A 24,831-nucleotide genomic window follows, 5' to 3' on the forward strand; every position below is an offset into this window, starting at 1 on the left:
ATAAATAAAGTAACACTTCCCTACAAAATGAGGGAAGTGATTTAATAAAGGAACATTAAGATGTCTAAAGAAAAATTTGAACGTACAAAACCCCACGTTAACGTTGGTACAATCGGCCACGTTGACCATGGTAAAACAACTTTAACTGCTGCAATTACTTCTGTACTTGCTAAAAAATACGGCGGACAAGCTCGTGCATTCGATCAAATCGATAACGCACCAGAAGAAAAAGCACGTGGTATTACCATCAATACTTCACACGTTGAATACGATACACCAACTCGTCACTACGCACACGTAGACTGCCCAGGCCATGCTGACTATGTTAAAAACATGATCACCGGTGCAGCGCAAATGGACGGTGCTATTTTAGTAGTAGCAGCAACTGATGGTCCAATGCCACAAACTCGTGAGCACATCCTTTTAGGTCGTCAAGTAGGTGTTCCTTACATCATCGTATTCTTAAACAAATGTGATATGGTTGATGATGAAGAGTTATTAGAATTAGTTGAAATGGAAGTACGTGAACTTCTATCTCAATACGACTTCCCAGGTGATGATACACCAGTTATTCGTGGTTCAGCGTTAAAAGCGTTAGAAGGCGATGCAGCATGGGAAGACAAAATTGTTGAATTAGCGGAAGCATTAGACACTTATATCCCAGAGCCACAACGTGACATCGACAAACCATTCCTATTACCAATTGAAGACGTGTTCTCAATTTCAGGTCGTGGTACAGTGGTAACAGGTCGTGTAGAAAGCGGTATTATCAAAGTTGGTGAAGATGTTGAAATCGTTGGTATCAAACCAACAGCAAAAACAACTTGTACTGGTGTTGAAATGTTCCGTAAATTACTAGACGAAGGTCGTGCTGGTGAAAACGTAGGTGTATTACTTCGTGGTACTAAACGTGAAGAAATCGAACGTGGTCAAGTATTAGCAAAACCAGGTTCAATCACCCCACATACTGATTTCGAATCAGAAGTGTATATCTTAAGTAAAGATGAAGGTGGTCGTCACACTCCATTCTTCAAAGGTTACCGTCCACAGTTCTACTTCCGTACAACTGACGTGACTGGTACAATCGAATTACCGGAAGGCGTAGAAATGGTAATGCCAGGCGATAACATCAAAATGTCAGTATCATTAATTCACCCAATCGCGATGGCAGAAGGTTTACGTTTTGCGATTCGTGAAGGTGGTCGTACTGTTGGTGCGGGTGTTGTTGCTAAGGTTATTAAATAATTTAAAACCTTCTATTGCATCACCGATGCAAACAAGTAAGAAAGGCGTACATTGTACGCCTTTTTTATTTAAAAATATTAATACCACAATACTAAACCACACTAGCCAAAACTAACATGGTTTTATCAAAATTATACTTTAAACGTAATCCACGGTTTAAATTTAACCACTGTTTGAATCAAACCGGCGTTTTGCTGTGCTTCAATTACAGGTGTGATAGGTTTATAGGCCGTGGGAGCCTCTTCACGTAGCCGCTCTTCTTTTAAAGTAATACATTGCCAAGGTAAGTTAACCTTATCATATTCGACTTTTTTGCTACGCATAGCTTGTCGTCTTTCTGCTCGACCAGTACCGTGTAAACAAGACCATAACCAATCAGCATGACCTTTATCCACTGCTACATAAGAGTGATCACCCATTGAGCCAAGGATTAAAGCTATCTGACCAGCATAAGCAGGCGTTGCCCCTTTACGATGAATATTCATCTCATGTTCAGGCAAAATGATATTGTGCGAAATGTCGACCACGAGTTGACTATTATCTTGATGAAAAATAGTTGCAAGTGATTTACGTATCAATTCGGTAATCACAATTCGATTAATCCAAGCATAAAGCGCAGCAACGCCCATAGCTTGTAAATAGGCTTGTTCGTGACTATCTGTTAAACCAAACAATCCTGATTTTGGTTGTTTTTCATTAGTCGACCATAAAACTTTTGCTTTATCTTGCAAACTCAAACTAAATTAAGACAAATATTTTTTAAGCTATAGGCATCATTACCGCGTTGTTTTCTGTTCTCGAAACAAAAAAATGTATATTCATTATGTCATGTTCTATGTCTGAAAAGAAAAGCCCTTTTTTCTAATATATATCGTTCTATTCAATTGATAAGTGTAATTAATTAAAAAATTTTATATTACTATTAGTTTGTTATTTAATTATCAACAGTATTGCATTTTTATTTTATCAGTAGTCTTTATTTTATATTGAGCCATGTATAATAAAAGTTAAAATTGAACTTATTTTTAATATCTACATTTGAGAGGATGAAAAATAAAATATGAAAGATTTTGAATATTATTTCATGATGTGTAAAGAAGATCAGGCTTTTCCAATGATTGATCTCTTAGATCAAAGAAAAGAAATAATCAAGGCTCAATTGGGAGATCCTTTACCTCGTCATCCTGTATTAGCCGATTACTTAACAGGCTCTAAAGATTTTGTTACTAAAAAAATTGCCAACATAATGTTAGCTATGAATATGGAAGGGGTGCGTATTGTACCGATAGAGCTTTCAGACCGGAAAGGTGGCTACATTGATGATTATTACTGTATTTACGTTGATGATAATACGTTTGAAGCATTGGACAAAGAAAAATCAGATTATAAATACGACGAAAAATGTGATATGTACTTTATTAACAAATATGTCTTAGACAGAGAAGTTTTAAAAAAAATTCCATTAAACAAACGTTTGGGATGGAGATTATTAGAAGAGCCCGGAATTTATTTATATCATAAATCAGTAATTGATGAAATCAAAAAACTAAATCCAACCGGTGTTGAATTTATAAATATTGAAGAATATGAGGGAATGTATAATTAAAGTTTAATAAATCTATGATAATTTATGAATTAGGTATAGATGGAAATAACCCAACCTAATTAGGATTTCCTTTACTTGTAGCCATTAATGCACCTAGATGGTTGCACGGGCGCACATGGGATGCATCTTCCAATAATCTTAAAGTTGAAGAACGCATACCTAACGATGTGATTCATTCCCTCAAATTACGTGGACATGATGTGCAAATTGTTGATGATTACACCGATACCATGGGTCATACCGTGCCATTCTTATCGATGCAAATCATCATCTACTAATGGGCGCAAACGACCCTAGAGAGGATGGTTTAGCGACTGGATATTAATATTATTTGGGTAGTGAGTTTATATTTATAATATGATATGACTGCCGAATACCACAAACAAGGTAGTACTTAAGATATGATGATAAAAACAAAGGCTATATGATTTAACATAGCAAAGTGATTAATGAAATAGGTTTTTTGTGTTTTGAATAATAAAGAACTACATTACAATAATTTAAAGTTGAACTATTAATTTAAATGAAATTTCAATCTGTTAAGAAGGAAGCTGTTCCTCAGTTGGATCTGACTTTATTAAGAGGAACTTTCCTTTCTATAATAGTTGTAAATTACTACTAAAGATAAAACTAGAGTTAATAAAACAAACTTCTAGTTTTGTCGTTTTAGTAATTATAGTTTTGTGAAAATTTTAAATTTATGGCATTTGATTTATTTTCGGTGATTTTAGTATGCAAACTAAATCAACTATCCACCAAATAAAAAGCCCAATTAATATAAAAATACCAATTATTATAGGGAGAGTAATAAAGCCAATTATTGTTAAAACAAGCATTAAAATACCAGTTCCGACTTTACCTAAATACATCCTATAAACACCAAATGTACCGAGGAAAAACCACAATAAAAGAGTTACAACGACAGAACGGTTATTCCCAACAAACTCAGATTTAGTTTCCATGAAAACTCCTTTTTTTAATTAGATGATTAAAAAATTTAAATAAAATAAATCCTTATTACAAATAAAAGAATAAAAATTTATTGATTGTATAGCGTAAAAATAACTACGCAACAATTTTATTTTTAATGCTGTAAACAGTTAATATTATGAAAAATATTCGATTTTATTGTAATTTTAAACTCTATTTCATTATTTTCCTGTAATAGTATATTCAGGAAAGCGGGGATATTGTATAGAACGGAGGTTTTATTGTAAAGTATCAACATATTATTTTACTTTTAGTTAAAAATTAAGTTAATGGCAATATAAATAAAATTTGTTTTTGTCATATCTTCACAATCCTAAAAAGAGCTGTTAGAGCGTTTTTGAGATCGCTATAAGATTATTTATGATAGTGATTGGTCAATAAATATCAATTAACGTGTTATTCATTTTTCTAACAATACCATCTTTTTACTCAACTATGAGATAGTTTTTCTTTATCTCCTGAAATGTCGTTTCAACCTAGGAAAAATGACGCATGATAAGATCTGCTATTGAGTAAGTATTGAGTTTAAAACTAAATGGTATCAATATATTCACTATTGGTTAATTTGCTCTACATACAGAGATTTACATAAAATAGGGAGTCGTAGCAGAAATATTTGCTATATATAGATATTATTCTGCTAATTTTGGTCGAAGAATAGCATAGGTGACTATAATAAAAATTGAATTAAATAAAATTAAATTAAGTCGTTAATCTCTTACCAAACAAAAAATGTTCAAGAGCTAGTAATTATTGATGATGAACACTCGATTAAACAACCAAATTTACAGTATCGGTCTACGCTGTTGGTGTGATAAAAAATAGTTATCATTTTTCTTTATAAAAAGCATTTTGTGTTAAAATTTAATACGTTGATAAAATAAGAAATTATTGCACAAAATGCTATTTCGAATGTTACACCTTAAACGTAACCCACGGTTTAAGTTTGACCACTGTTTGAATCAAACCGGCGTTTTGTTGTGCTTTAATCACTGGTGTGATAGGTTTATAGGCTGTAGGGGCCTCTTCACGTAGGCGTTCTTCTTTTAAAGTAATACATTGCCATGGCAAATTAACCTTATCATATTCGACTTTTTTGCTACGCATAGCCTGTCGTCTTTCTGCTCGACCAGCACCGTGTGAACAAGACCATAACCAATCAGCATGGCCTTTACCCACTGCTACATAAGAGTGATCACCCATTGAACCTGGGATTAAAGCTATCTGACCAGCATAAGCAGGCGTCGCCCCTTTACGATGAATATTCATCTCATGTTCAGGCAAAATGATATTGTGCGAAATATCGACCACGAGTTGACTATCATCTTGATGAAAAATAGTTGAAAGCGATTTACGTATCAATTCGGTAATCACAATTCGATTAATCCAAGCATAACGCGCAGCAACGCCCATAGCTTGAATAGGCTTGTTCGTGACTATCTGTTAAACCAAACAATCCTGATTTTGGTTGTTTTTCATTAGTCGGCCATAAAGCTTTTGCTTTAACTTGCAAACTCAAACTAAATTATGACAATTACTTTTTAAGCGACAGGTATTATTTCTGCTTTGTTTTTTTTAAATATTCGATTGAAAAAATTATCAATATTGTTGCATATATTTTTATGTGTTGAAATTTAAATCTATTGTATAATTATACAGTGTTTTATGTGTAAACGATAACTTGTTATAAGAAGGTTTGGATTATGGGATTTTTAACAACAACAATATTATCTGGAGCTATTTACGATATATTCAAAGGTGGTTTGTCAATAACTAAAAATGCATTAGCTAGTCGATTAAAAAATTGGTTAATTGATGATACAACGCTAGAGAATTTAGCAGACAAACTACAAAAATTAAATTTAAATGATGAGATGAGTGAAAAAGCGATAGAAAATAAAATAAATTCTTCGAATGAATTGAAGAATTTGTTAGGCAATATTTCTGCGCGTAATGTTAATATTCAAATTCACTCAGGAACTGGCGATAATATCATTGGCAATAAAATTACTAACGGGAATAATAATGAATAAAAATGAATCGTCTATTCCACATCAAATTCATAAAGGTTCTGGTGATAATGTTTATGGTAATAAATATGTAAATAATATAAGTACTAATAATTTATTTATATATGCTGACATTGTTCCAGAAAATCTTCGAAAGATTGTTTTAGATATTCTTAATGACTTACGAGATTATAAAGCAGATGAGGCAAAAATAAAACTTACTGTTTTAAAGTCCTTTAATAATATAGATGAAGAAAGTTCAGCAATAATTGAAACACTTTCAATACATAGTAATTTAATTGAAAAAGAAAATTTAGAAAATGCCTTATTTGTTATCAATACTTATTTGACCAAATATGAAAATTCATTAATTAAGGATCTATGTTTATCTGCTTTGATTGAATTACTTCATAAGCAAAATAAACATCACGAAGCATTGGAACGTTACAAACATGAAAGCAAACCTGGAGAATTTGCTAAAAAATCTTATTTCTATTTTTTAGCCGATTCAGAAGAGTTAGAAACAATCTTTAATTTTGAAAAATTTTCTCTAACAGAACATGAATTAGAAGGAATTGTTTGTGGGGCTTTGCGTCATAATAAAGGAGATATCGCGTACGCGGTCGCTGATTTTTTAAATCTTAATTTTAACTCTTATAATAGCAAGTTTTTACTTTTATTCGCCAGAGCTGTCAAATTAAATCCAATCATAAGCGTAGTCCATTATTGGCTTTGTACTTCAGAACAACGAAATGAAATATTGGATATTTCTAATCAGATAATACACTTATTTGAAGAATCTGGATGTAAAGATTATCGTATTTTTAATATTGCAACACCTATTATTCATTATATACGCGGTGATCATGATGGCTTATTATCATTATGTAGAAAATATAAAAATGAAGTAGAAAAAGTAGATGAATTTGTAGCTCAATGTATCGATAAAAATGTTGTTACTAGGAGTTCTGATACGTCAGAAATAGATTTTAATAAAGTATTTGATGATGATAATTATCAAAAAGAAGTATTAGACAATGTATTAAGGAAAAACCAGATTTCGCCAAAAGAAGTTTTTCTTTTAAGTCGCGTAGCTTCTCCACAACAAATAAGAAATTGGCTTAAAGAGTATGGACAGTTTGCCACAGAGGATAAAATAGAATCCGACTTCAATTCATTTTATTTAGAAATATTATCTGTGCTTAATAATAAAGATTTCAAACAAATTCGTAAAATTCAAAGCGTTTTTTATACTTTTATAAATAAATATTCTGAAATAATAAATGAATTAAACCCTGAATATATTCTAGAGATGGCTGAAAGATTACTTAATATAGATTTAGCTTATGAAGCAAGCAAATTGCTTAAGTTTTTAATTATATCTCATGATGATTTTTGGAATTCATGGTTGATTTATATATACATTAATAGTTTATATAAAGGACAACAATATTTACAGCTATCTCAATTTTTAGATAAAGTTCAAAAAGAAACATGGAATAGCGATATTTATATTATAAAATCGGCAATTACCTCATTTGTTGGGAATTTTATTGAAGCTGAAAAAATAATTAAAGAAGGACTTAATTTTAACAGATTAAGCCTAACTTCTTGGGAATGCTTAGTTCATTTAAATATAAAATTAAAAAAAAATAAAATTGAATGTGTTTTGAATGATATTCCAGAAGAACTCTTTAATGAACCAAGTCGAGTAGGAACTCGCTTATTAATATTGATGGCTAACAATAATCTTTTTAATAAAGCTGAAAAGATTATTGTTTCATGGTTTATCCAATCCCCAAATAGAACAACAGCTACTTATCTTACCGATTTTAGTTTTAGTATCAATGATGTGGAATTTGGTTCAAAAGTTAATACCGAAATATTAGTTTCTGACAAAATCATTAATTGCTTGGGTGGTATAACTTATAAATCAGATGATAAAGTCATCACTAAATTAATTGTAGAAAATCCAAAAGTTAATCATGAAATGATTTTAAATGCTTCTTCACCAATAGCAAAATTCTTAAATGAGCTTTCTATTGGCGAAAGAAGAAGTTATTCAATGAACGTCATTGAAATTCTTGAGCGAACAAGCCCATATACAACTGCTGTAAATTTAGCTATTAAGCTAAGAGAAAGATTAAATGATGGAAATGATTGTTTTTATTCTTTTAAACTTCCCGAAGATCCCGATCAGATAATACAATTTTTCGAGGAAAAGTGTGCTTTTGATAAAGATTTTCAAAAAAATAAAAATTTTAAAAATCCATCATTCCCAATGATTTACAAAACCTATCTTATGGGCAAAGTACATGATCCAATTAATGCTGCTTTAGAACAATTTACAAAAAATATATATGTTAAACACGATTTAGTTGAGCAGGGGGATGAGTTAACAAAAAATGTTATCTTAGATATATATACTATTTGCTATTTAGCTTTAACACAATTATCAAAAAATTTAGAACAAACTGGATTAAATATAAAAATAACATTAGAAACCAAGTCATATTTAGAAAATTGGATAGCAAAAATTGAGTTTAGTGAAGATTTCAGAATTGGTCTTGATGATAATGGAATATTAATAAAAAACACGTCAGACGATATAAAAAGAAATTTTGGTGATATGATTAATGAAATAAAACATATAATTAAAATAGCAGATATTGTTTATCTTGAACTTATTGATGTCCCTTTTGAATTGTTAAATTTTCAAGAATTCATTGATACTGCCACATATACAACAATATTGGCAGCTATTAGCCTTGATCTGCATTTATTATGTATTGATCAAATATTTTGCAAATTTCTACCAGTCTTGGGCATAAAAATTTATAACCCAAAAAATTTATTTTCTGAATTGACGGATTCATTAGATTTTCAAACAAAAAAATTTGGTCTGTATCTACATGCGTCAAATTGTATTCCTTATGTTTTAAATTATAATGACTTTTTTTTATTAGCAAAATCACAAGATGTTTTTGCAGATCAATGGCTTGTAAAAATGCTTAATAAGTATCCCCAAGTAATAGATAATTTTGAAGGATATAAACAATTTCTTATTACAATTCTATCTAGATTTATTGTTAATTGTTATTTTCAAAAAAAATTTTTACAAAGAAATCCAATACAAGAGTTTAAAGTTAATAATCCTTTTAGTTGTGGTGTTGATGATGTATTCTATGCGTGTTGCAATAATATATTAAAATATCCTTGTAATTTAGCTAGCGAAGAAAAGTTAGCTATTTTTCTATATAATCTCATAGATCGTTATAAAAGCTTAGAACCACTTCTTAAATGGCTGAGAATCGCCGCAAACTCTTTTATTTCTGGGCATTTTATGAGTTTTGATGAAATTAATAGGCAAATATCTAACCATAGTAAATTAAAGAAATAATGTTTAATATTAATAAAATCAGATTCTGCCAAATTATTGTAAATTTAAAGGGGGGAATAATAAAAAATTATCCCTCTTTCCCCAAAACCCTCTCCACCGCCTTCACCGTTATCCCCAGAATTTTAGCAATATCCTCAACCGAAACACCTTTTTCCAACAAAGCAGTAATCAATATTTTCTTTTCAGTCTCAGCTTTTACTTTTATTTCTTTCGCTTTCTGTTGAGCTGTTTTTGTTTTATCCCTTTCAACCGCCAACTTCTCTTTAGCAATTAACTTTTCTTCTTTACGAATACGTTCAACCACTTGATAAGTTGGTACGTATTTTAGGCTTTGTTCTAACTCGTCCATAAGCTTAGTACTGCGGAAGCTAATATAGGATTTAGGGGTGATAATTAGGTGGTCGATTAGGTCGATATTCAAAATACGGCCGACTTGAATGAGGCGATCGGTGATATCTTTATCGGCATCCGACGGCGTCAGCGATCCTGACGGGTGATTATGAACTAATATCACGCGTGAGGCGTTTTTCATTACCGCAACACGAAATACATTCATCGGTTCAACATCGACCGATTTATAACTGCCAAGCGCAATCAGTTCGAGATACAGGATATAACCAGCTTGATTCATCCCAATCATCCAAAGATGCTCTTTTTCTTGGTCGATTTGGTTATCACGCAATAACACACGTTGCATAATGCTGTAGACATCATCCGTGCCTTCAATATAGCGTTTGTCATGCTTGGTTAGTTTTATATCCATTTTATCACCTTGTAAAATCAGTTAAAAAATAATATAGCATATTTTTCTTAGACTTAGCAGTAGTTAATTAATCTTGGTCATACCTATGATAACTATTTTATGTTTGCCTGATAGGTTCATCGAATACTGCAATAAAAATCATTTAGCATTTTAGTTTGGATTCTAATTTTACTAATTTTTATTATAAAACGCCTAAAATAACAGCAGATAATTCAATATCAACAATCCAATCTAATAAGTTCAACAGTTTAAAATAGTTGGGCGACTTTTTGACTAGTTCGGACAAATGATTATTGCTTCAAAGCAAGCTTACTTGATATTTTTTGTATCCCACCAATAGAATAATGACAGCATAATAATATTGCCGGATATATTATAAAATTGAGGGTTATCATTGATGTGATACCTAACATCCCCATAATAAAATCTAGATTAAAAGCAAATTTATTAGTATCTTCCATTACTAACATTGGGACAATAGGCGGCATTGCGGGAATTATAATACCAATTGGCACTCCGCAAATCACTAAACCTATCGGTCCTTTTATTTTATTTAGAAGATAGATTGAAATCAGAATAAAACAGAAATAACATAAACCATAACATATCAAATAATATAATTCTGGTGTGCGATGTTTTGCGATAATCATTCGATAACACCATTGGTAACTTAGATAGGCACCGATAAAATTAAATAAAACGATAATGACTAAATTACTTATTTTCACTAGCTTGTCCTTTTTTATCTTCAATCTTTTTTACCGCTTCTTCCAAAGAGTCAGGTAATAAATAAAGTTCTTGTAGACCATATTCATCTAAAACAGATGAAATGGCATACGCACAATATGGGAAATAAAAAGGAGCAATTGCATAATTACCATTAATAATTCTTTTTTCAATATTCAGCGCTTGATCTCGTGTTAAAGTGATTTCACGTTGAGAAACATAATCACCATTTTCCGCATGGTATTTATAAATTGTTCTATTGAAAAAGGGATGTCTCCATCATCATAAAAAGCTTCTGCTTGTCCTCGATATTGTCGCATGTAATCGCCATTGGGATCAAAAAGTTAGGTATTTTGCCTTTAATAAGAATGTATAGTGCAGAATGAGTTCCATATCCTAAAATGTCATTTCTTACAGTAAATTAGCTTCTACATTTTGCTGACTATTTTTTCCACTTTATTGCTTAAATTCTTATACCTGTAATTTTTTTCACCAATAAAATGGCACTTTTTATTTTTATAATTTTATTATAACCAATTGGTGAAGATTTACATGCAGATGTTTTAAAATTATTAGCCTTTTAAAAAGATAAAATTGACTATCACTAGCAAAACAACGTTCGTAATAAATAACTAAATATTGATGTTGAACTTAACGAACGATGCGATAACTAAAACTTAGTCGTTAATATTTCGCATGTGATAAATTTAACTGCTATTTACTACTATTATGTTTTTTTATTTTTTTATATAAAAGATAAGTTTTTAGTGCTAGGTTAAATGCTGAGTGTCGAATGATAAAAATAAATTTATCAACAAAAAAAATTAATTAACGAATCACCATCTTAAATAGTCTACCGAAGAAATGCTTAGAAAATAAAAAAATAGCTATAAAATTATACAAAATTTGAGATAATAAAAAAGGATAAAGGATATAACTTCAATGGAGATAGTGCTTAATGATAATAATTAAAGAGCAATCAAATTTTGGTTTTCTAGTTGAACACGATCCACTGTTTGTCGAATTAGCGTGTACAGCTGAGCGAGCATTTAGCAGTGATCCTAATACCACATTAATAAAATTACGGCAATTAGCTGAAGCAATGGCACAACATATTGCTGCCAAGGCTGGTATTGAATTTAATGAACGCACTTCGCAGTCTGATTTGTTGTATAAGATTAGTAATGAACTCAAATTAGACCCCATTATCCGTAATCTTTTTCATACATTACGTATTGAAGGGAATAAAGCTACTCATCAATTTAAAACCAAGCACAAAGAAGCAAAAGATGGACTTTTAGTTGCTTACAAATTAGCGATATGGTTTCACCAATCTTTTAGTCAAGCTGGTGTGCAATTTAAACCAGAACCTTTTAAACCACTTGTTGACCCCAGCGAGCATTTGCGCAGTTTACAGTCAGAAATCAGTAAACTTAAAATAGAACTAGAACAAGCCAATATTGAACTCAATTCAAGTCAACAATTTAATGAATTACTCGCTAAAGAAAAGACTGAATTTGAAACCTTAGCTTTAAAAATGGATGAAGAGGCGCGATCCCTATCTCAACAGGCCCAAGAAAATGAGGCAATGTTACTCAAACAACAGAAAGAATATGAAATAAAGATTAAGGATTTACAACAAGCACTTGCTCTACAAGATTTAAAAGCTCAAAAAGTATCTCGTAATACAATAAGTAATAAAGCTAAGAAAGCAAGTCAACAAATAGAATTAAGCGAAGAACTCACACGAATTTTAATTGATATGCAGCTTATTGAAGCGGGTTGGCAAGCTGACACCGAACAGTTAAATTATAAAAAGGGTACTCGCCCAGAAAAAAATAAATATTTAGCCATTGCCGAATGGCCGACAGAACATAAAGGCGAAAAAGGATGGGCTGATTATGTTTTATTTGCGGGATTAACACCAATTGCAGTTGTTGAAGCTAAGAAAAAGAATAAAAATGTTTCCGGAAAAATCGGTCAAGCTGAACGTTATAGTAAAGGCTTCCAAGTATTACCACCATTGATTGGTGCATGGGAACTTGAAAAAAGAACGATTGCTTGGCCTGATGAATCAGATTGCCACTACAAAATTCCTTTTGTTTATTCTTGTAATGGTCGTCCATACATTAAGCAATTAGCTGAACAGTCAGGAACATGGTTTCGTGATGTTCGTGATGGCGCCAATTTAAAGCGTCCTTTATTCTCCTTTCATTCACCACAAGGACTCTTAGATCTACTTAATCGTAGTCGAGAAAACGCTGAACAACAACTAAAACAAGAACCATTTGCCTATTTGCAATTAAGGGATTATCAAGAGAAAGCAATTGTTGCCACAGAAAACACCCTTTCCAAGGGGATACGAACCGCTTTAATTGCGATGGCAACAGGAACAGGTAAAACTCGCACAATTATAGGCCTGATGTACCGCTTTTTAAAAACTGAACGATTTAAACGAATTCTATTTTTAGTCGATCGTACCGCTTTAGGAGAACAGGCAATAGATTCTTTTAATGAAGCCACGTTAGAACAGAATCTCACTTTATCTAAAATCTATAACTTAGCCGAGCTTGGTTCTATGGTGACTGAAGCTGAAACACGAATACAAGTGGCAACCGTGCAAGCAATGGTCAACCGCATTTTTATGAGCGATAATCCACCTTTAATCGATCAGTTTGATTGTATTATAATTGACGAGGCGCACCGTGGTTATACTTTAGATCAAGAAATGACAGAAGGTGAGATGGCAATACGTGACGCCACGCAATATTTATCAAGTTACCGTCGAGTATTAGATTATTTTGATGCGGTAAAAATTGCGCTAACGGCAACACCCGCAAAACATACTAGCGATATTTTTGGTAAGCCTGTTTATATTTATTCATATCGAGAAGCTGTTGCCGATGACTGGTTAATTGATCATGAACCGCCAATACGTTATCAAACTTTATTAACACAAAATGGTATTACGTTTACTAAAGGTGAAAAAGTCAGTGCCATCAATACGCAAACCGGTGAAGTTAAAACCGCTGAATTAGAAGATGAGCTTAATTTTGAAGTCGACGCGTTTAATCGTCGGGTTATAAATGAAAACTTTAACCGAGTAATTTGCGAACAATTGGTGAATGAACTCGATCCGTTTGGTGAAGAAAAAACATTAATCTTCTGTGCTACCGATCTGCATGCAGATATGGTTAAACGCTTATTAGATGATGCATTTAAGAATCTCTATAATGGTGAATATAATCAAGCTGCTGTCGCTAAAATTACCGGGCAGAGTGATAAAGTTAATCAATTAATCAAACAATTTAAAAATGAACGCTATCCAAATATAGCTATCACTGTTGATTTATTAACAACGGGTATTGATGTGCTTAAGATTTGTAATTTAGTCTTTATGCGCCGAGTCAAATCCCGTATCTTATATGAACAAATGATTGGTCGTGCAACAAGACGATGTGATAGCATAGGTAAAACGGTATTTCGAATATATGATCCGGTTGATATTTATGCCGCATTAAAAGACGTCAATACTATGCAACCGTTAGTTAAAGATCCTAATATCCCCCTTGAACAATTAATTGAGGAACTAAGTGATCCTAAATTATTGGCTAAAGCATTACAAACACCAGGCGATATGGCGGGTGAAACTTATGCTGATGTAATTTTGAATCAATTAAATCAAAAATTAATGCGAATCTTGCGTAAGGCCGAGCAAAAAGCAGAAAATAAACCTGAATTAAGACAAAAGTTAGATGAATTACAAACCTTATGGGATGTTGAACCGAAAAAACTACATAATTATTTACATGAAATTGGTCCTGAATCTGCTGCGAATTTTATCAAACAACATCATGGGTTAATTAATCAATTAAATGAAGTCAATCGATTGCTAGGTAGTGAACGTTTACCACTCATTTCTCAACATGAAGATCATCTTCGAGAACGCTCGCAAAGTTATGGCTCTCACCAAAGACCCGAGGATTATTTAGACAGTTTTAATCATTTCATTCATAATCAATTAAATGAAAGTGCTGCGTTGTCTGTGGTTGTTAATCGCCCACGTGATTTAACCCGTGCGCAATTGAAAGAAGTTAAACTGTTATTGGATGGTGCAGGTTATTCGGAAGCTAATTTACGCACTGCCGTACGCAATCAAACTAATCAAGATATTGCAGCGAGTATTATTGGTTATATTCGTCGTGCTGCCTTGGGCGAACCATTAATTCCTTTTGAACAACGTGTTAAACAAGCCATGCAACAAATCTACCAAAGCCATAGTTGGACACCGGCTCAACGCAATTGGTTAGATCGTTTAGCCAAACAAATTATCTTTGAGATCGTTATTGATAAAGAATTTATTAATCATCGCTTTACTGATAGTGGTGGCGCTAAGCAGCTTGATAAAATATTGGGCAATCAACTTGATAGGGTATTAGATGAATTAAGAGAGGCTATTTGGCCAGCACTTACCGCATAATATAGCAAAGTCACTTGAAGTTACTAAAATATACATTTACTCTAATTCATAATGGCGATGAAAATACTAGTCTTGCCTATTAAGTATACGAGTATAAACTTGGGATAAAAAATGACTAATAACAATATTGTACAAAAACTGTGGAATTTATGTGATGTATTGCGTGATGATGGTATTAACTATTCAGATTATGTAACTGAATTAGTACTTTTATTATTTATTAAAATGGTACATGAAAATACCGAAGCAGGGATTTTGCAAAAACATCCTTTACCTGTTGGGTGTCGTTGGACTAATCTCAATGATAAATCAGGTATTACCCTATTAAATGATTATAAAGCCATCTTATTAGCCTTATCAACAGGTAAGCGTCAAGAAATCGATCCTGAAAATCCAGAACAATACATTGAAGTGACAGTACATAATGACCCATTAATAAGCGCCATTTATGACGATGCACAAACTCGATTACGAGAACCACGGCATTTAGAGCAATTGATTAAAACATTAGATCAAATTGATTGGTTTAGTATTCAAAAGGATGGGCTGGGTGATCTTTATGAAGGATTATTAGAAAAAAATGCCAATGAAACAAAATCCGGTGCTGGTCAGTATTTTACGCCAAGACCACTGATTAATTGTATGGTGCGGTGTATTAAACCACAAATAAAACATATCATCCAAGATCCTGCTGCCGGAACGGCAGGATTTCTTGTCGCAGCAGATCAGTATTTACGGCAACAAACCAACGATTATTATGATCTTGATGCTAAAGATGCTGATTTTCAAAAAAACGAAGCGTTTATTGGTGTTGAATTAGTACCAAATACTCGTCGACTTGCCTTAATGAATTGTTTATTACACGGTATAGAAGGCGGTAATGATGGTGCAATTTTATTAGGCAATTCACTTGGTCAAGTTGGGCAAGACCTAAAACCTGCGGATATTATTCTCGCTAATCCACCATTTGGTACCAGTAAAGGTGGCGATGCCAGTATTACTCGTAAAGATTTAACTTATGAAACCACCAACAAGCAATTAGCTTTTTTACAACATATTTACCGTAATTTAAAACCCGGTGGTCGCGCTGCCGTGGTATTGCCTGATAATGTATTGTTTGAAGCGGGTAAAGGGACTGATATTCGTCGCGATTTAATGAATAAATGTAATTTACATACAATACTACGCTTACCGACCGGGATTTTTTATGCCCAAGGTGTAAAAACCAATGTGCTATTTTTCACTAAGGGCTCAGTAACAGACAAACTACAACAAGAAAACTGTACGCAAAATGTTTGGGTTTATGATTTGCGTACCAATATGCCAAACTTTGGTAAACGTACACCATTTACTGAGCAATATTTACAACCATTTGAAACCGTTTATGGTATCAATCCCGACGGCACCAGCCCAAGACAGGAAGGTGAATGGTCATTCAGTTCAGATGATATCGAAGCAGACTCGTCAGCCAGTCAAGAAAACTTAGACGTTAATGATCAACTAGCACAATCAAGATGGCGCTGTTTTAGCCGCGATTGGATTGCTTACACAAAACAGGATTCACTCGATATCAGTTGGTTAAAAGATAAAAATAGTGTGGATGCAACCAAACTCCCAGAACCAGCCATACTCGCCAAGCAAGCTAAAGATGAGTTAATAGTTGCTTTGGATAAGTTGCAGAGTTTGTTGAGTGCTTTGGGAGAAACTGAATAATGAGCGATATTCTTCTTGTACCTGAAGGTTGGATTGTTACTAAATTTACTGATGTCTTGGATATACAAGGTGGTACTCAACCACCAAAATCTAATTTTGTAGATCAAGTAAAAGAAGGCTATATACGCCTTCTTCAAATTCGAGATTTTGGCGACAAACCTGTCCCAACATTTATACCAATAACATCTAAATTAAAATTATGTGATAAAGATGATGTATTAATAGGACGTTACGGGGCATCTTTAGGGCGTATCTGTACTGGAATGAAAGGTGCTTATAATGTTGCTTTAGCTAAAGTATTATTTGGTAAATATTTAGATAGAAGATTTTTGAAAGCATACTTAGAATCAGAATTATTTCAAGCATCCTTAAGATTATTATCTCGTTCAGCTCAAAATGGATTTAATAAAGATGATCTTAATTCGTTTGTATTTTTACTACCACCTTTCAATGAACAAAAAATCATAGCTGAAAAACTTAATTTATTACTAGCCCAAGTACAAGAAACAAAATCACGCCTTGAACAAATTCCTGAACTTCTAAAACAGTTTCGGCAGTCAGTGTTATCGGATGCCGTGAGTGGTAAATTAACGGAAGATTGGAGAAAAAATGATAAATGTTGGATTTCAGCGATATTAGGCAATTTAATTTTAGATTCAACAAATGGTTTATCCAAAAGAAAAGGGACTAATGGTAAAGAGATTACTGTTTTAAGGTTAGCAGATTTTAAAAATGCATGTCGAGTATTTGGGAATGAACGGAAAATTGTTTTAACAGATAAAGAAATAGAGAAATTTACATTAAAAAATGGTGATATTTTGGTTATTCGAGTTAACGGCAGTGTCGATTTAGCTGGAAGATTTATCGAGTATTCATTACAAAAAAAAATTGAAGGATTTTGTGATCATTTTATAAGATTACGATTAAATGAAAAAAAAATCCTTTCTAAATATTTATTATTTGTGGCCAATAATGGGGAGGGACGTTTATATTTACAGAATAGTTTGTCAACAAGTGCAGGACAAAATACGATTAACCAGGCTTCAATTAGAGCCTTAAATATACCGTTACCTTCACTAGAAGAACAAATCGAAATCGTCCGTCGTGTAGAACAATTATTTGCCTATGCTGATAAAATTGAACAACAGGTTAATACAGCTTTAGAAAAAGTGAATCATTTACCTCAATCAATTTTAGCCAAAGCGTTTCGTGGTGAATTAACCGCACAATGGCGCGCTGAAAATGTTGATTTAATTACGGGTGAAAATTCAGCGGCATCCTTACTTGAAAAAATTCAGGTTGAGCGCGCGCAAAACAATAAAAACAAAAAGAAAAAATAAATGCGTCAAGAACAAATTGATTTGCTGGAAATAATCACCAATAAGCAATATAATAACCCTGAAATCAACACCTTGTTTAAAGGGTTATTATATTCACCTTGGCAATGCTCGAATAAATTAATCGATAAATATGTTAGTAAATCATTAGCAAAAATAGTAAAACGATATAAACAGTCTGTGTTACATTTTGTTTTTAATACAACTAAATTTAATTACTACCAAACTTATATTTGTGGAATTTATTTAGAGCTTAATGATAGCAACACAGGTGAAGAAGCAAATTTCTTAGCGCAATTAAATTTGTACAAAGAAATAATTTCGGAAGATCTCGAAAAAGCTAACCTTAACTTTGATGAATTATCATCACAAGGGCAAGATACATTAGTCGGTTTGTATATTTATGCGACCATCGCAGTATATGAGGTGGCGGGAATTATACAACCTATCGATAATTCAAAACATTTTCATCTCAAAATTAAAGAATGTTATTTAGATGCTTATTTAATAAAACAGTTTAGAACTTTTTGCAACCAACTTAGTCGTATATCAGATTATTCAACTCTCTATCATTTAACCACGAATTTCGGACTACCTCAATTACAGAAAAATAGTGAACCACTGAAAAATATTACTAACCATTTAATCGATAAAACCTTATCCATTAATATCAAATATCTTGATACGTCGCTTTCTTATTCATTCCAACAACTTTTTAATCGAGCCCAACTGTTAACTTTTTTATATTGCTATTTAGTTCATCATTGTTCAACACCAAATAAAATCGAATTAAAACCAGTCAAAATTCATAATGCGGATATTCTCAAAGCTAGGTTTAATCAAAATGAAATTGACAACTTAGTTGCCGATATTGACAATAGAACTGGATTCTATAATACAGTATTAGAAAGAACGGAGGTGAATGATTGGCTTAACTTAAAAAATTTCAATCTTTACTACATGTTCAATATTCACGCCAAATCATTGTTAGATAAATCGTTAAGAGCACATCAAAAATGGTTTGAAATTAACTATTTAATTCCTTATTTGCGCAAAGAGCTTGATCAAGAAAGATTTATTATTGGTCAAGGTTTTAAACGAACTAACAAATATCAAAATAGGATCGCTAATTATGATGTCGATGTTGTTATATATGATAAAAAAACAGATCTTATTTATTTTTGTCAATTAAAACACACGGTAAATTTTCTAACAACTAACTTTAGAAATGAACTAAACACATTTAGTAGTGAAATCCTTGAAAAAGGTGTTAATCAGTTAATAGCTCTGAGGGAAATTATCAATGATGATTTAATCAAGCAGCAACTTATCACCGCATTTCAAAATACTCCATTAACAAAATCTTATATAAGAAAAAATGATTTCTCTAAAAATAGTCGTTTTATATTAATTCATAATATGCAAGATTTCGATTTTTGTATAAAAAATAGCATAACCTTGTATGAATGGAACACCTTGCGTAACCTACTGAAAGGGAGTAGCGTATATACAAAAATAGATAAAGATCACTATTATCGTGGTGAAAAAATAAAAGAATTGCCGATTGATTTAGCCGATCTGAATGCGGTAAAAGAACATAGTCATATGAATAATAATATTAATTCGAGTTTCAAAATTAGTAAAGAATACCTAGAGTTATCAATATATAGCCATTCACAAACCGTCATTTTCAACAAAATAATTAAAAATAATATAAAATTAGATTGTATAGCCCCTTATTTTAATTAGTTATCAATAAATTTATGACTAGATATTTTATATTTCAAGCAGGTATCTAAAAAGTCCTTCCTTGCTGAAGGAAAATCAACGTCAAAACAGCAAAATTAAACCACACCGACCTAAGTCGGTGTAATTTTGACTTTATGGCTATACTTTAAACGTAACCCACGGTTTAAGTTTAACCACTGTTTGAATCAAACCGGCGTTTTGTTGTGCTTCAATTACAGGTGTGATAGGTTTATAGGCTGTAGGAGACTCTTCACGTAGGCGTTCTTCTTTTAAGGTAATACATTGCCATTGCAAATTAACCTTATCATATTCGACTTTTTTGCTACGCATAGCTTGTCGTCTTTCTGCTCGACCAGCACCGTGTGAACAAGACCATAACCAATCAGCATGGCCTTTACCCACTGCTACATAAGAGTGATCACCCATTGAACCTGGAATTAAAGCTATCTGACCAGCATAAGCAGGCGTCGCCCCTTTACGATGAATATTCATCTCATGTTCAGGCAAAATGATATTGTGCGAAATGTCGACCACGAGTTGACTATTATCTTGATGAAAAATAGTTGAAAGCGATTTACGTATCAATTCGGTAATCACAATTCGATTAATCCAAGCATAACGGGCAGCAACGCCCATAGCTTGTAAATAGGCCTGTGCGTGACTATCTGTTAAACCAAACAATCCTGATTTTGGTTGCTTTTCATTAGTCGGCCATAAAGCTTTTGCTTTATCTTGCCAACGCTGACCAATGTAAAAACCAACATCACGCGATCCGGTATGAATCATGACGACGACACTATTTTTTTCAAGACCTAATTGATAAGCTAAATGTCGATCGATAATATCATCAACAATTTGTAACTCGACAAAATGATTACCAGATCCGACAGTACCTAAACTCGCTGGGCGGATAATATCGCGCTTTTCAAAAAAGGCTTCAGGTGCATACTGACTATCTGCCTTAATTAAATGATTACCCGATATTTTATCAAGCTCTGCTTGTAACCGTTCATAATTAACTGAATTCCACAAACCTTGCTGTGGTAACTCCGATAACCATGCTGCAAGACCTTGATCAAATAATGCTTGAAAAGATTGCGGTGTAACAGGTACATCGCGTTCATCTTGCAATAACACACGTTTTAATTGTGCAATAATTGTCGATTTTTGTTCACACACCTGATCAAAGCTTAAACCGGTGGTAAAAAGCCGCATACCGCAATTAATATCAGTACCAATTGCTGCAGGAATAATTAAATCCTGCGTAGTTGCAACAATACTACCAACAGGCGCAACCGCACCTGGATGAAAATCGGGTGTAGCACGAGCCATGCAAACTTTCCCTACACTATTAGGGACGTTCACTGATGCAAAGTTCAGAAGCTGTTCTACCGCTTTTTGCTCTAATGGCAATGGACTTGGTAACAAAATCTGAGCAGATGTATTTTCTTTATTTAAAGTATAAATATCATTATTAAAATGACTTTCAATCCCAAGACGGGACAAACGTTTTTGTAAACGAGAAAATGTAGACATAATAGCCACCTAGAAAACAATAAAAAAGCGTCTCCTCAAATTGAGAAGATAATTACTGTTTTCCTGCAGCAGCACTATTCAGGAAAGCGGGCGAATTCTATACCAAGTTTATGGGGTTGTAAAGTGACTCAGTATAATTTTTAAAGCCCAAAAGGGCATTTTCGGAAATTTAAAAAGATAAGTTATTTTTATTAAGATTGATTTATTCTTCCCAAATCAAACTACCCATGTTGGGTGCCAAAAAGATTGCCAACGTGATTGATGAAATCACAATGGCATACAAAGATATTGATGCAGTGATGACCGCATGAAAATTTTTATGATTATATTTTGAACGGTTGTTAATTGTTGTTTAATTACATTAAGGTTATTATGAACGCAAATTTAAGTAATGAAGATAATTCTAATGAAAATAAACGTCACAGGGTTTGCATCTCATTTTTATAAAAATGTTACAGTTAATGATGTTTTAAAAGAAGCCATAATGAATTCCATACAGGCAAATGCAACTAATATCAATATTAATCTCCAATTTGAGTATGAAAAAGCGTTAGATGGTGATACATCAAGTCGTGGTAATTTGCGTGAAATAATTATAGAAGATAATGGTGAAGGTTTAACCCAGAAAAATATTGATGCCTTTCTTGAGATAGCAACAGATCATAAGAAAAATATTGGAGGAAAAGGAATTGGGAGAATTTCATTTTTAAAAATAGCTTCAACTATTAACGTTGAAAGCATCTCAAATGAAAAAAAATATGTTGAATTTGATTTTACAGATAAGTTTGATGAGAAGAATATTAAAATAAGTGATTGTGATGCTCAAAATGCATACACAAAAATATATTTAAATAACTTAAATTTGAAACATCGTAAAACACAAGTTGCTTCTTGTGTTAATTTTGTGAAAGAAAAATTTAATTTAATGTTATTTTTAAAACAGCAAGAAACCAAAAAACATATTTCTATTAATTTCATGGTCAATAATAAGTTATATGATGAAATAAAAAGCAATGATATTCATTGTTTAAAGGAAACAGACCATGTAAATAATGGTTGCAAATTTACTGTATATGCATTTCAAAATAAAGAGAAACAGGGGATTAGAATATATTATTGTGCTAATAATATTCAAGTTAAACCAATAGTAATATCTGATAATTTTCGTACTCAATATATCTTTGCGATTACATCAGATTTCTTTGATGAACATGCCAACCCAGAGAGAACACAGTTTAACTTTCAATCTAATGATTATTTTACTCAAGCAGATATGTTATCTAATATCCCGAATAATAATTTTGAACAAGAATTAAAGCAAACATGCTTAAATATCGTTCATGAAAATGAGCCTAATCTAGAGGAGGAGAATAAAGCTAGACTAAAAAAATTAAAAGAAAGATATGGCTATATTAATTTGGATGGTATTGATGTTAATAATCTAAGTTTTAATGAAAAAGACATAATTGATGCATATAGAAATAAAATAAATCAAAAAGAAGATAGATTAGCAATGTTACTTGATCAGCCTAATATTTCGGCTGATGAATTAGTGATTGAAGTGGCTGAGCAAAATAAACATGAGCTTGCAAAATATATCTTTCATAGGGATTTAGTTGCTAAAAAAGGGCTGTCTTTGACTAATTCACAAGAAAATGAGGATGTTTTGCATAACTTATTTTTCCCACAGAAAACTAGCGTTGTAGTTGATGATAAAACTGAAAATAATAAAGATCACTTGTATCAAAATTGCGTATGGCTTTTGGATGATAAATTTATGTCTTATGCATACACAGCATCCGATATCACAATCAAAAAAATCAATGCAGAAATAGGTAATGATTCTAATTGTACATCAGAAAAAAGGCCTGACCTATTTATTTTGTACAATAGCCCTGAAGATAGTGAGTTGCTTAAAGATGTTGTGTTGATTGAATTTAAGAAAGGTAATATTGATTATAAAGAAAAAACCTCTGCAATCGATCAGATTGATGAATATAAAGAAACACTCAAAAAAATTGTTAGTAATATAAATAACTTTTATTGTTATATTATCTGTGATTTTAAAGCTGATGATGTAGATATTGAAAGAGTTATGAAAAATAGAGCATTTACTAAAGTTTTTAGTAATAACGGATGTATGTATTATGGTTATTTACCAGGTTCAATGACTCATGTAACCTTTGTCTCATCAAATAGCATTTTTGCTGATGCTGTTGCAAGGAATAAAACTTTTTTAAATATTTTAATAAATAATTCTATTAATTAAATCAATTTATTAGATCTAATTTCTTATAAAAAGGAATACAATATGTCTATTTTAGATAATGCTGTAGCATCTATTCAAATTGGAATTGAAGATTATGAGTGTATTGTAGATGATTCCCGCAGGATTCAATCATCAATTAGAAATATTTATGCAGGAGTTCTTCTTTTATTTAAATATAAATTACAGCAAATGAGCCCTGATGGTTCAGATGAAATACTTATTAAAACAAAAATTATCCCTCAGATAAATATTGAAACAGATGTTGTTTCATGGAAAGGTGTAGGTAAAAAAACGGTTGATGTGCAAGAAATAAAAGATCGATTTAAAGCACTAAATATTTCAATTAATCAAGATTATTTAAATTCATTGCAGAAAATTCGCAATGATATTGAGCATTATTATATACAAAAAAGTGAATCTCAAATAAAAGAAGCGATTACTAAGGCCTTTCATCTGATCATTAAATTTTGCCCTTATATTGAAACAGAACCGGTTGAGTTATTAGGTCAAGAATGCTGGAAAGTTATGCTAAATATTTCAAATATTTATGCTCAAGAAAGAAAGGAATGTTTAGATAATCTAAAAGCTGCTTTTTGGCGATATAGCCAAGTAAAAAGTGCTATTGATAAGTTGAGATGTCCAAAATGTGATTCAGAATTAATTAAAGTTGTTGATGATAACACAGTAGAAGATCCTGATTTTTTATGTAGGGGTTGCGGTGAAGAATCTTCATATCTGGAGGTTATAGGTTCATCAATTACTGATGCTTTATATGGTAACAGCCATTATAATATTGCTCAAGGTGGAGAACCAGAAACAGGCATTTGTCCTGAGTGTGGTAATGGTTCATTTTCTTTTGATGAGGGATTATGCTTGGCCTGTCATTATGAATTGGAATATATAACATGTATATATTGTGAGGAAGAATTATCCTTAGATGAACAAGAACTGGACGGATTATGCAGTTATTGTTCATATAAAAAAGATAAATGGGATAGAGAATAAAAA

General features: G+C 32.1%; 17 protein-coding genes and 1 pseudogene. 11 read left to right on the plus strand and 7 right to left on the minus strand.

The features are described 5' to 3' along the window. The first annotated feature begins 60 nt into the window (after positions 1 to 60). Positions 61 to 1,245: an elongation factor Tu gene (gene tuf, locus GYM75_RS11530; RefSeq protein ID WP_065558713.1), complete on the plus strand. Its 1,185-nt coding sequence runs from the start codon at positions 61 to 63 to the stop codon at positions 1,243 to 1,245. 131 nt (positions 1,246 to 1,376) lie between these two features. On the opposite strand, the gene GYM75_RS11535 is transcribed toward tuf, so the two are convergent. Further along, positions 1,377 to 1,976, minus strand: coding sequence for an RtcB family protein (locus GYM75_RS11535; RefSeq protein ID WP_220216066.1), 600 nt, complete (start codon positions 1,974 to 1,976; stop codon positions 1,377 to 1,379). 329 nt (positions 1,977 to 2,305) lie between these two features. Between GYM75_RS11535 and GYM75_RS11540 the strand changes: the two genes are divergently transcribed. Continuing rightward, positions 2,306 to 2,851, plus strand: a complete 546-nt coding sequence (locus tag GYM75_RS11540; protein ID WP_220216067.1) for an imm11 family protein — start codon at positions 2,306 to 2,308, stop codon at positions 2,849 to 2,851. Between the two features lie 101 nt (positions 2,852 to 2,952). Continuing rightward, the gene (locus tag GYM75_RS11545) at positions 2,953 to 3,129 is read left to right on the plus strand and encodes a hypothetical protein (protein ID WP_220216068.1); all 177 of its coding nucleotides are present in this window, start codon (positions 2,953 to 2,955) and stop codon (positions 3,127 to 3,129) included. Between the two features lie 420 nt (positions 3,130 to 3,549). Here GYM75_RS11545 and GYM75_RS11550 read toward each other — a convergent pair whose 3' ends face one another. Further along, on the minus strand, positions 3,550 to 3,813 hold the full coding sequence (locus GYM75_RS11550) for a TM2 domain-containing protein (RefSeq protein ID WP_220216069.1): 264 nt from the start codon (positions 3,811 to 3,813) through the stop codon (positions 3,550 to 3,552). Positions 3,814 to 4,756: 943 nt separating this feature from the next. Then, positions 4,757 to 5,345, minus strand: a pseudogene (locus tag GYM75_RS11555) (RtcB family protein); the annotation flags it as partial. Between the two features lie 199 nt (positions 5,346 to 5,544). Here GYM75_RS11555 and GYM75_RS11560 point away from each other — a divergent pair. Then, positions 5,545 to 5,874, plus strand: coding sequence for a hypothetical protein (locus GYM75_RS11560; RefSeq protein WP_220216071.1), 330 nt, complete (start codon positions 5,545 to 5,547; stop codon positions 5,872 to 5,874). Beyond that, a complete protein-coding gene (locus GYM75_RS11565) occupies positions 5,867 to 9,250 on the plus strand; it encodes a hypothetical protein (protein WP_220216072.1) in 3,384 nt (1,127 codons plus the stop codon). The genes GYM75_RS11560 and GYM75_RS11565 overlap by 8 nt, the downstream gene beginning before the upstream one ends. Positions 9,251 to 9,317: 67 nt before the next feature. On the opposite strand, the gene GYM75_RS11570 is transcribed toward GYM75_RS11565, so the two are convergent. The 3 genes from GYM75_RS11570 to GYM75_RS12330 all read right to left on the minus strand — a co-directional run bounded on the left by GYM75_RS11570 (position 9,318) and on the right by GYM75_RS12330 (position 11,059). Then, positions 9,318 to 10,013: a JAB domain-containing protein gene (locus GYM75_RS11570; RefSeq protein WP_220216073.1), complete on the minus strand. Its 696-nt coding sequence runs from the start codon at positions 10,011 to 10,013 to the stop codon at positions 9,318 to 9,320. Positions 10,014 to 10,303: 290 nt separating this feature from the next. Further along, positions 10,304 to 10,741, minus strand: coding sequence for a hypothetical protein (locus GYM75_RS11575; protein WP_220216074.1), 438 nt, complete (start codon positions 10,739 to 10,741; stop codon positions 10,304 to 10,306). Between the two features lie 192 nt (positions 10,742 to 10,933). Then, positions 10,934 to 11,059 carry a hypothetical protein gene (locus GYM75_RS12330; protein WP_255556773.1) on the minus strand — a complete coding sequence of 42 codons (126 nt, stop codon included), beginning with the start codon at positions 11,057 to 11,059 and terminating at the stop codon, positions 10,934 to 10,936. Between the two features lie 638 nt (positions 11,060 to 11,697). Between GYM75_RS12330 and hsdR the strand changes: the two genes are divergently transcribed. The 4 genes from hsdR to GYM75_RS11595 all read left to right on the plus strand — a co-directional run bounded on the left by hsdR (position 11,698) and on the right by GYM75_RS11595 (position 20,018). Next, the gene (gene hsdR / locus GYM75_RS11580) at positions 11,698 to 15,219 is read left to right on the plus strand and encodes a type I restriction-modification system endonuclease (protein ID WP_220216075.1); all 3,522 of its coding nucleotides are present in this window, start codon (positions 11,698 to 11,700) and stop codon (positions 15,217 to 15,219) included. 111 nt (positions 15,220 to 15,330) lie between these two features. Then, the gene (locus tag GYM75_RS11585; protein ID WP_220216076.1) at positions 15,331 to 16,932 is read left to right on the plus strand and encodes an N-6 DNA methylase; all 1,602 of its coding nucleotides are present in this window, start codon (positions 15,331 to 15,333) and stop codon (positions 16,930 to 16,932) included. Then, complete coding sequence (locus GYM75_RS11590) at positions 16,932 to 18,272, plus strand: restriction endonuclease subunit S (RefSeq protein ID WP_220216077.1); 1,341 nt, start codon at positions 16,932 to 16,934, stop codon at positions 18,270 to 18,272. The genes GYM75_RS11585 and GYM75_RS11590 overlap by 1 nt, the downstream gene beginning before the upstream one ends. After that, entirely contained in the window at positions 18,273 to 20,018 is a 1,746-nt protein-coding gene (locus GYM75_RS11595) for a hypothetical protein (protein ID WP_220216078.1), read from the plus strand. It abuts the gene before it with no gap. A gap of 138 nt (positions 20,019 to 20,156) precedes the next feature. On the opposite strand, the gene GYM75_RS11600 is transcribed toward GYM75_RS11595, so the two are convergent. Continuing rightward, a complete protein-coding gene (locus GYM75_RS11600; protein WP_220216079.1) occupies positions 20,157 to 21,554 on the minus strand; it encodes an RtcB family protein in 1,398 nt (465 codons plus the stop codon). A gap of 406 nt (positions 21,555 to 21,960) precedes the next feature. Between GYM75_RS11600 and GYM75_RS11605 the strand changes: the two genes are divergently transcribed. Then, complete coding sequence (locus GYM75_RS11605; RefSeq protein ID WP_220216080.1) at positions 21,961 to 23,823, plus strand: ATP-binding protein; 1,863 nt, start codon at positions 21,961 to 21,963, stop codon at positions 23,821 to 23,823. A gap of 42 nt (positions 23,824 to 23,865) precedes the next feature. Further along, on the plus strand, positions 23,866 to 24,828 hold the full coding sequence (locus GYM75_RS11610; RefSeq protein ID WP_220216081.1) for a hypothetical protein: 963 nt from the start codon (positions 23,866 to 23,868) through the stop codon (positions 24,826 to 24,828). The last annotated feature ends 3 nt before the right edge of the window (positions 24,829 to 24,831 follow it).

The sequence above is a fragment of the Gilliamella sp. ESL0441 genome (assembly GCF_019469185.1).
Lineage (GTDB): Bacteria > Pseudomonadota > Gammaproteobacteria > Enterobacterales > Orbaceae > Gilliamella.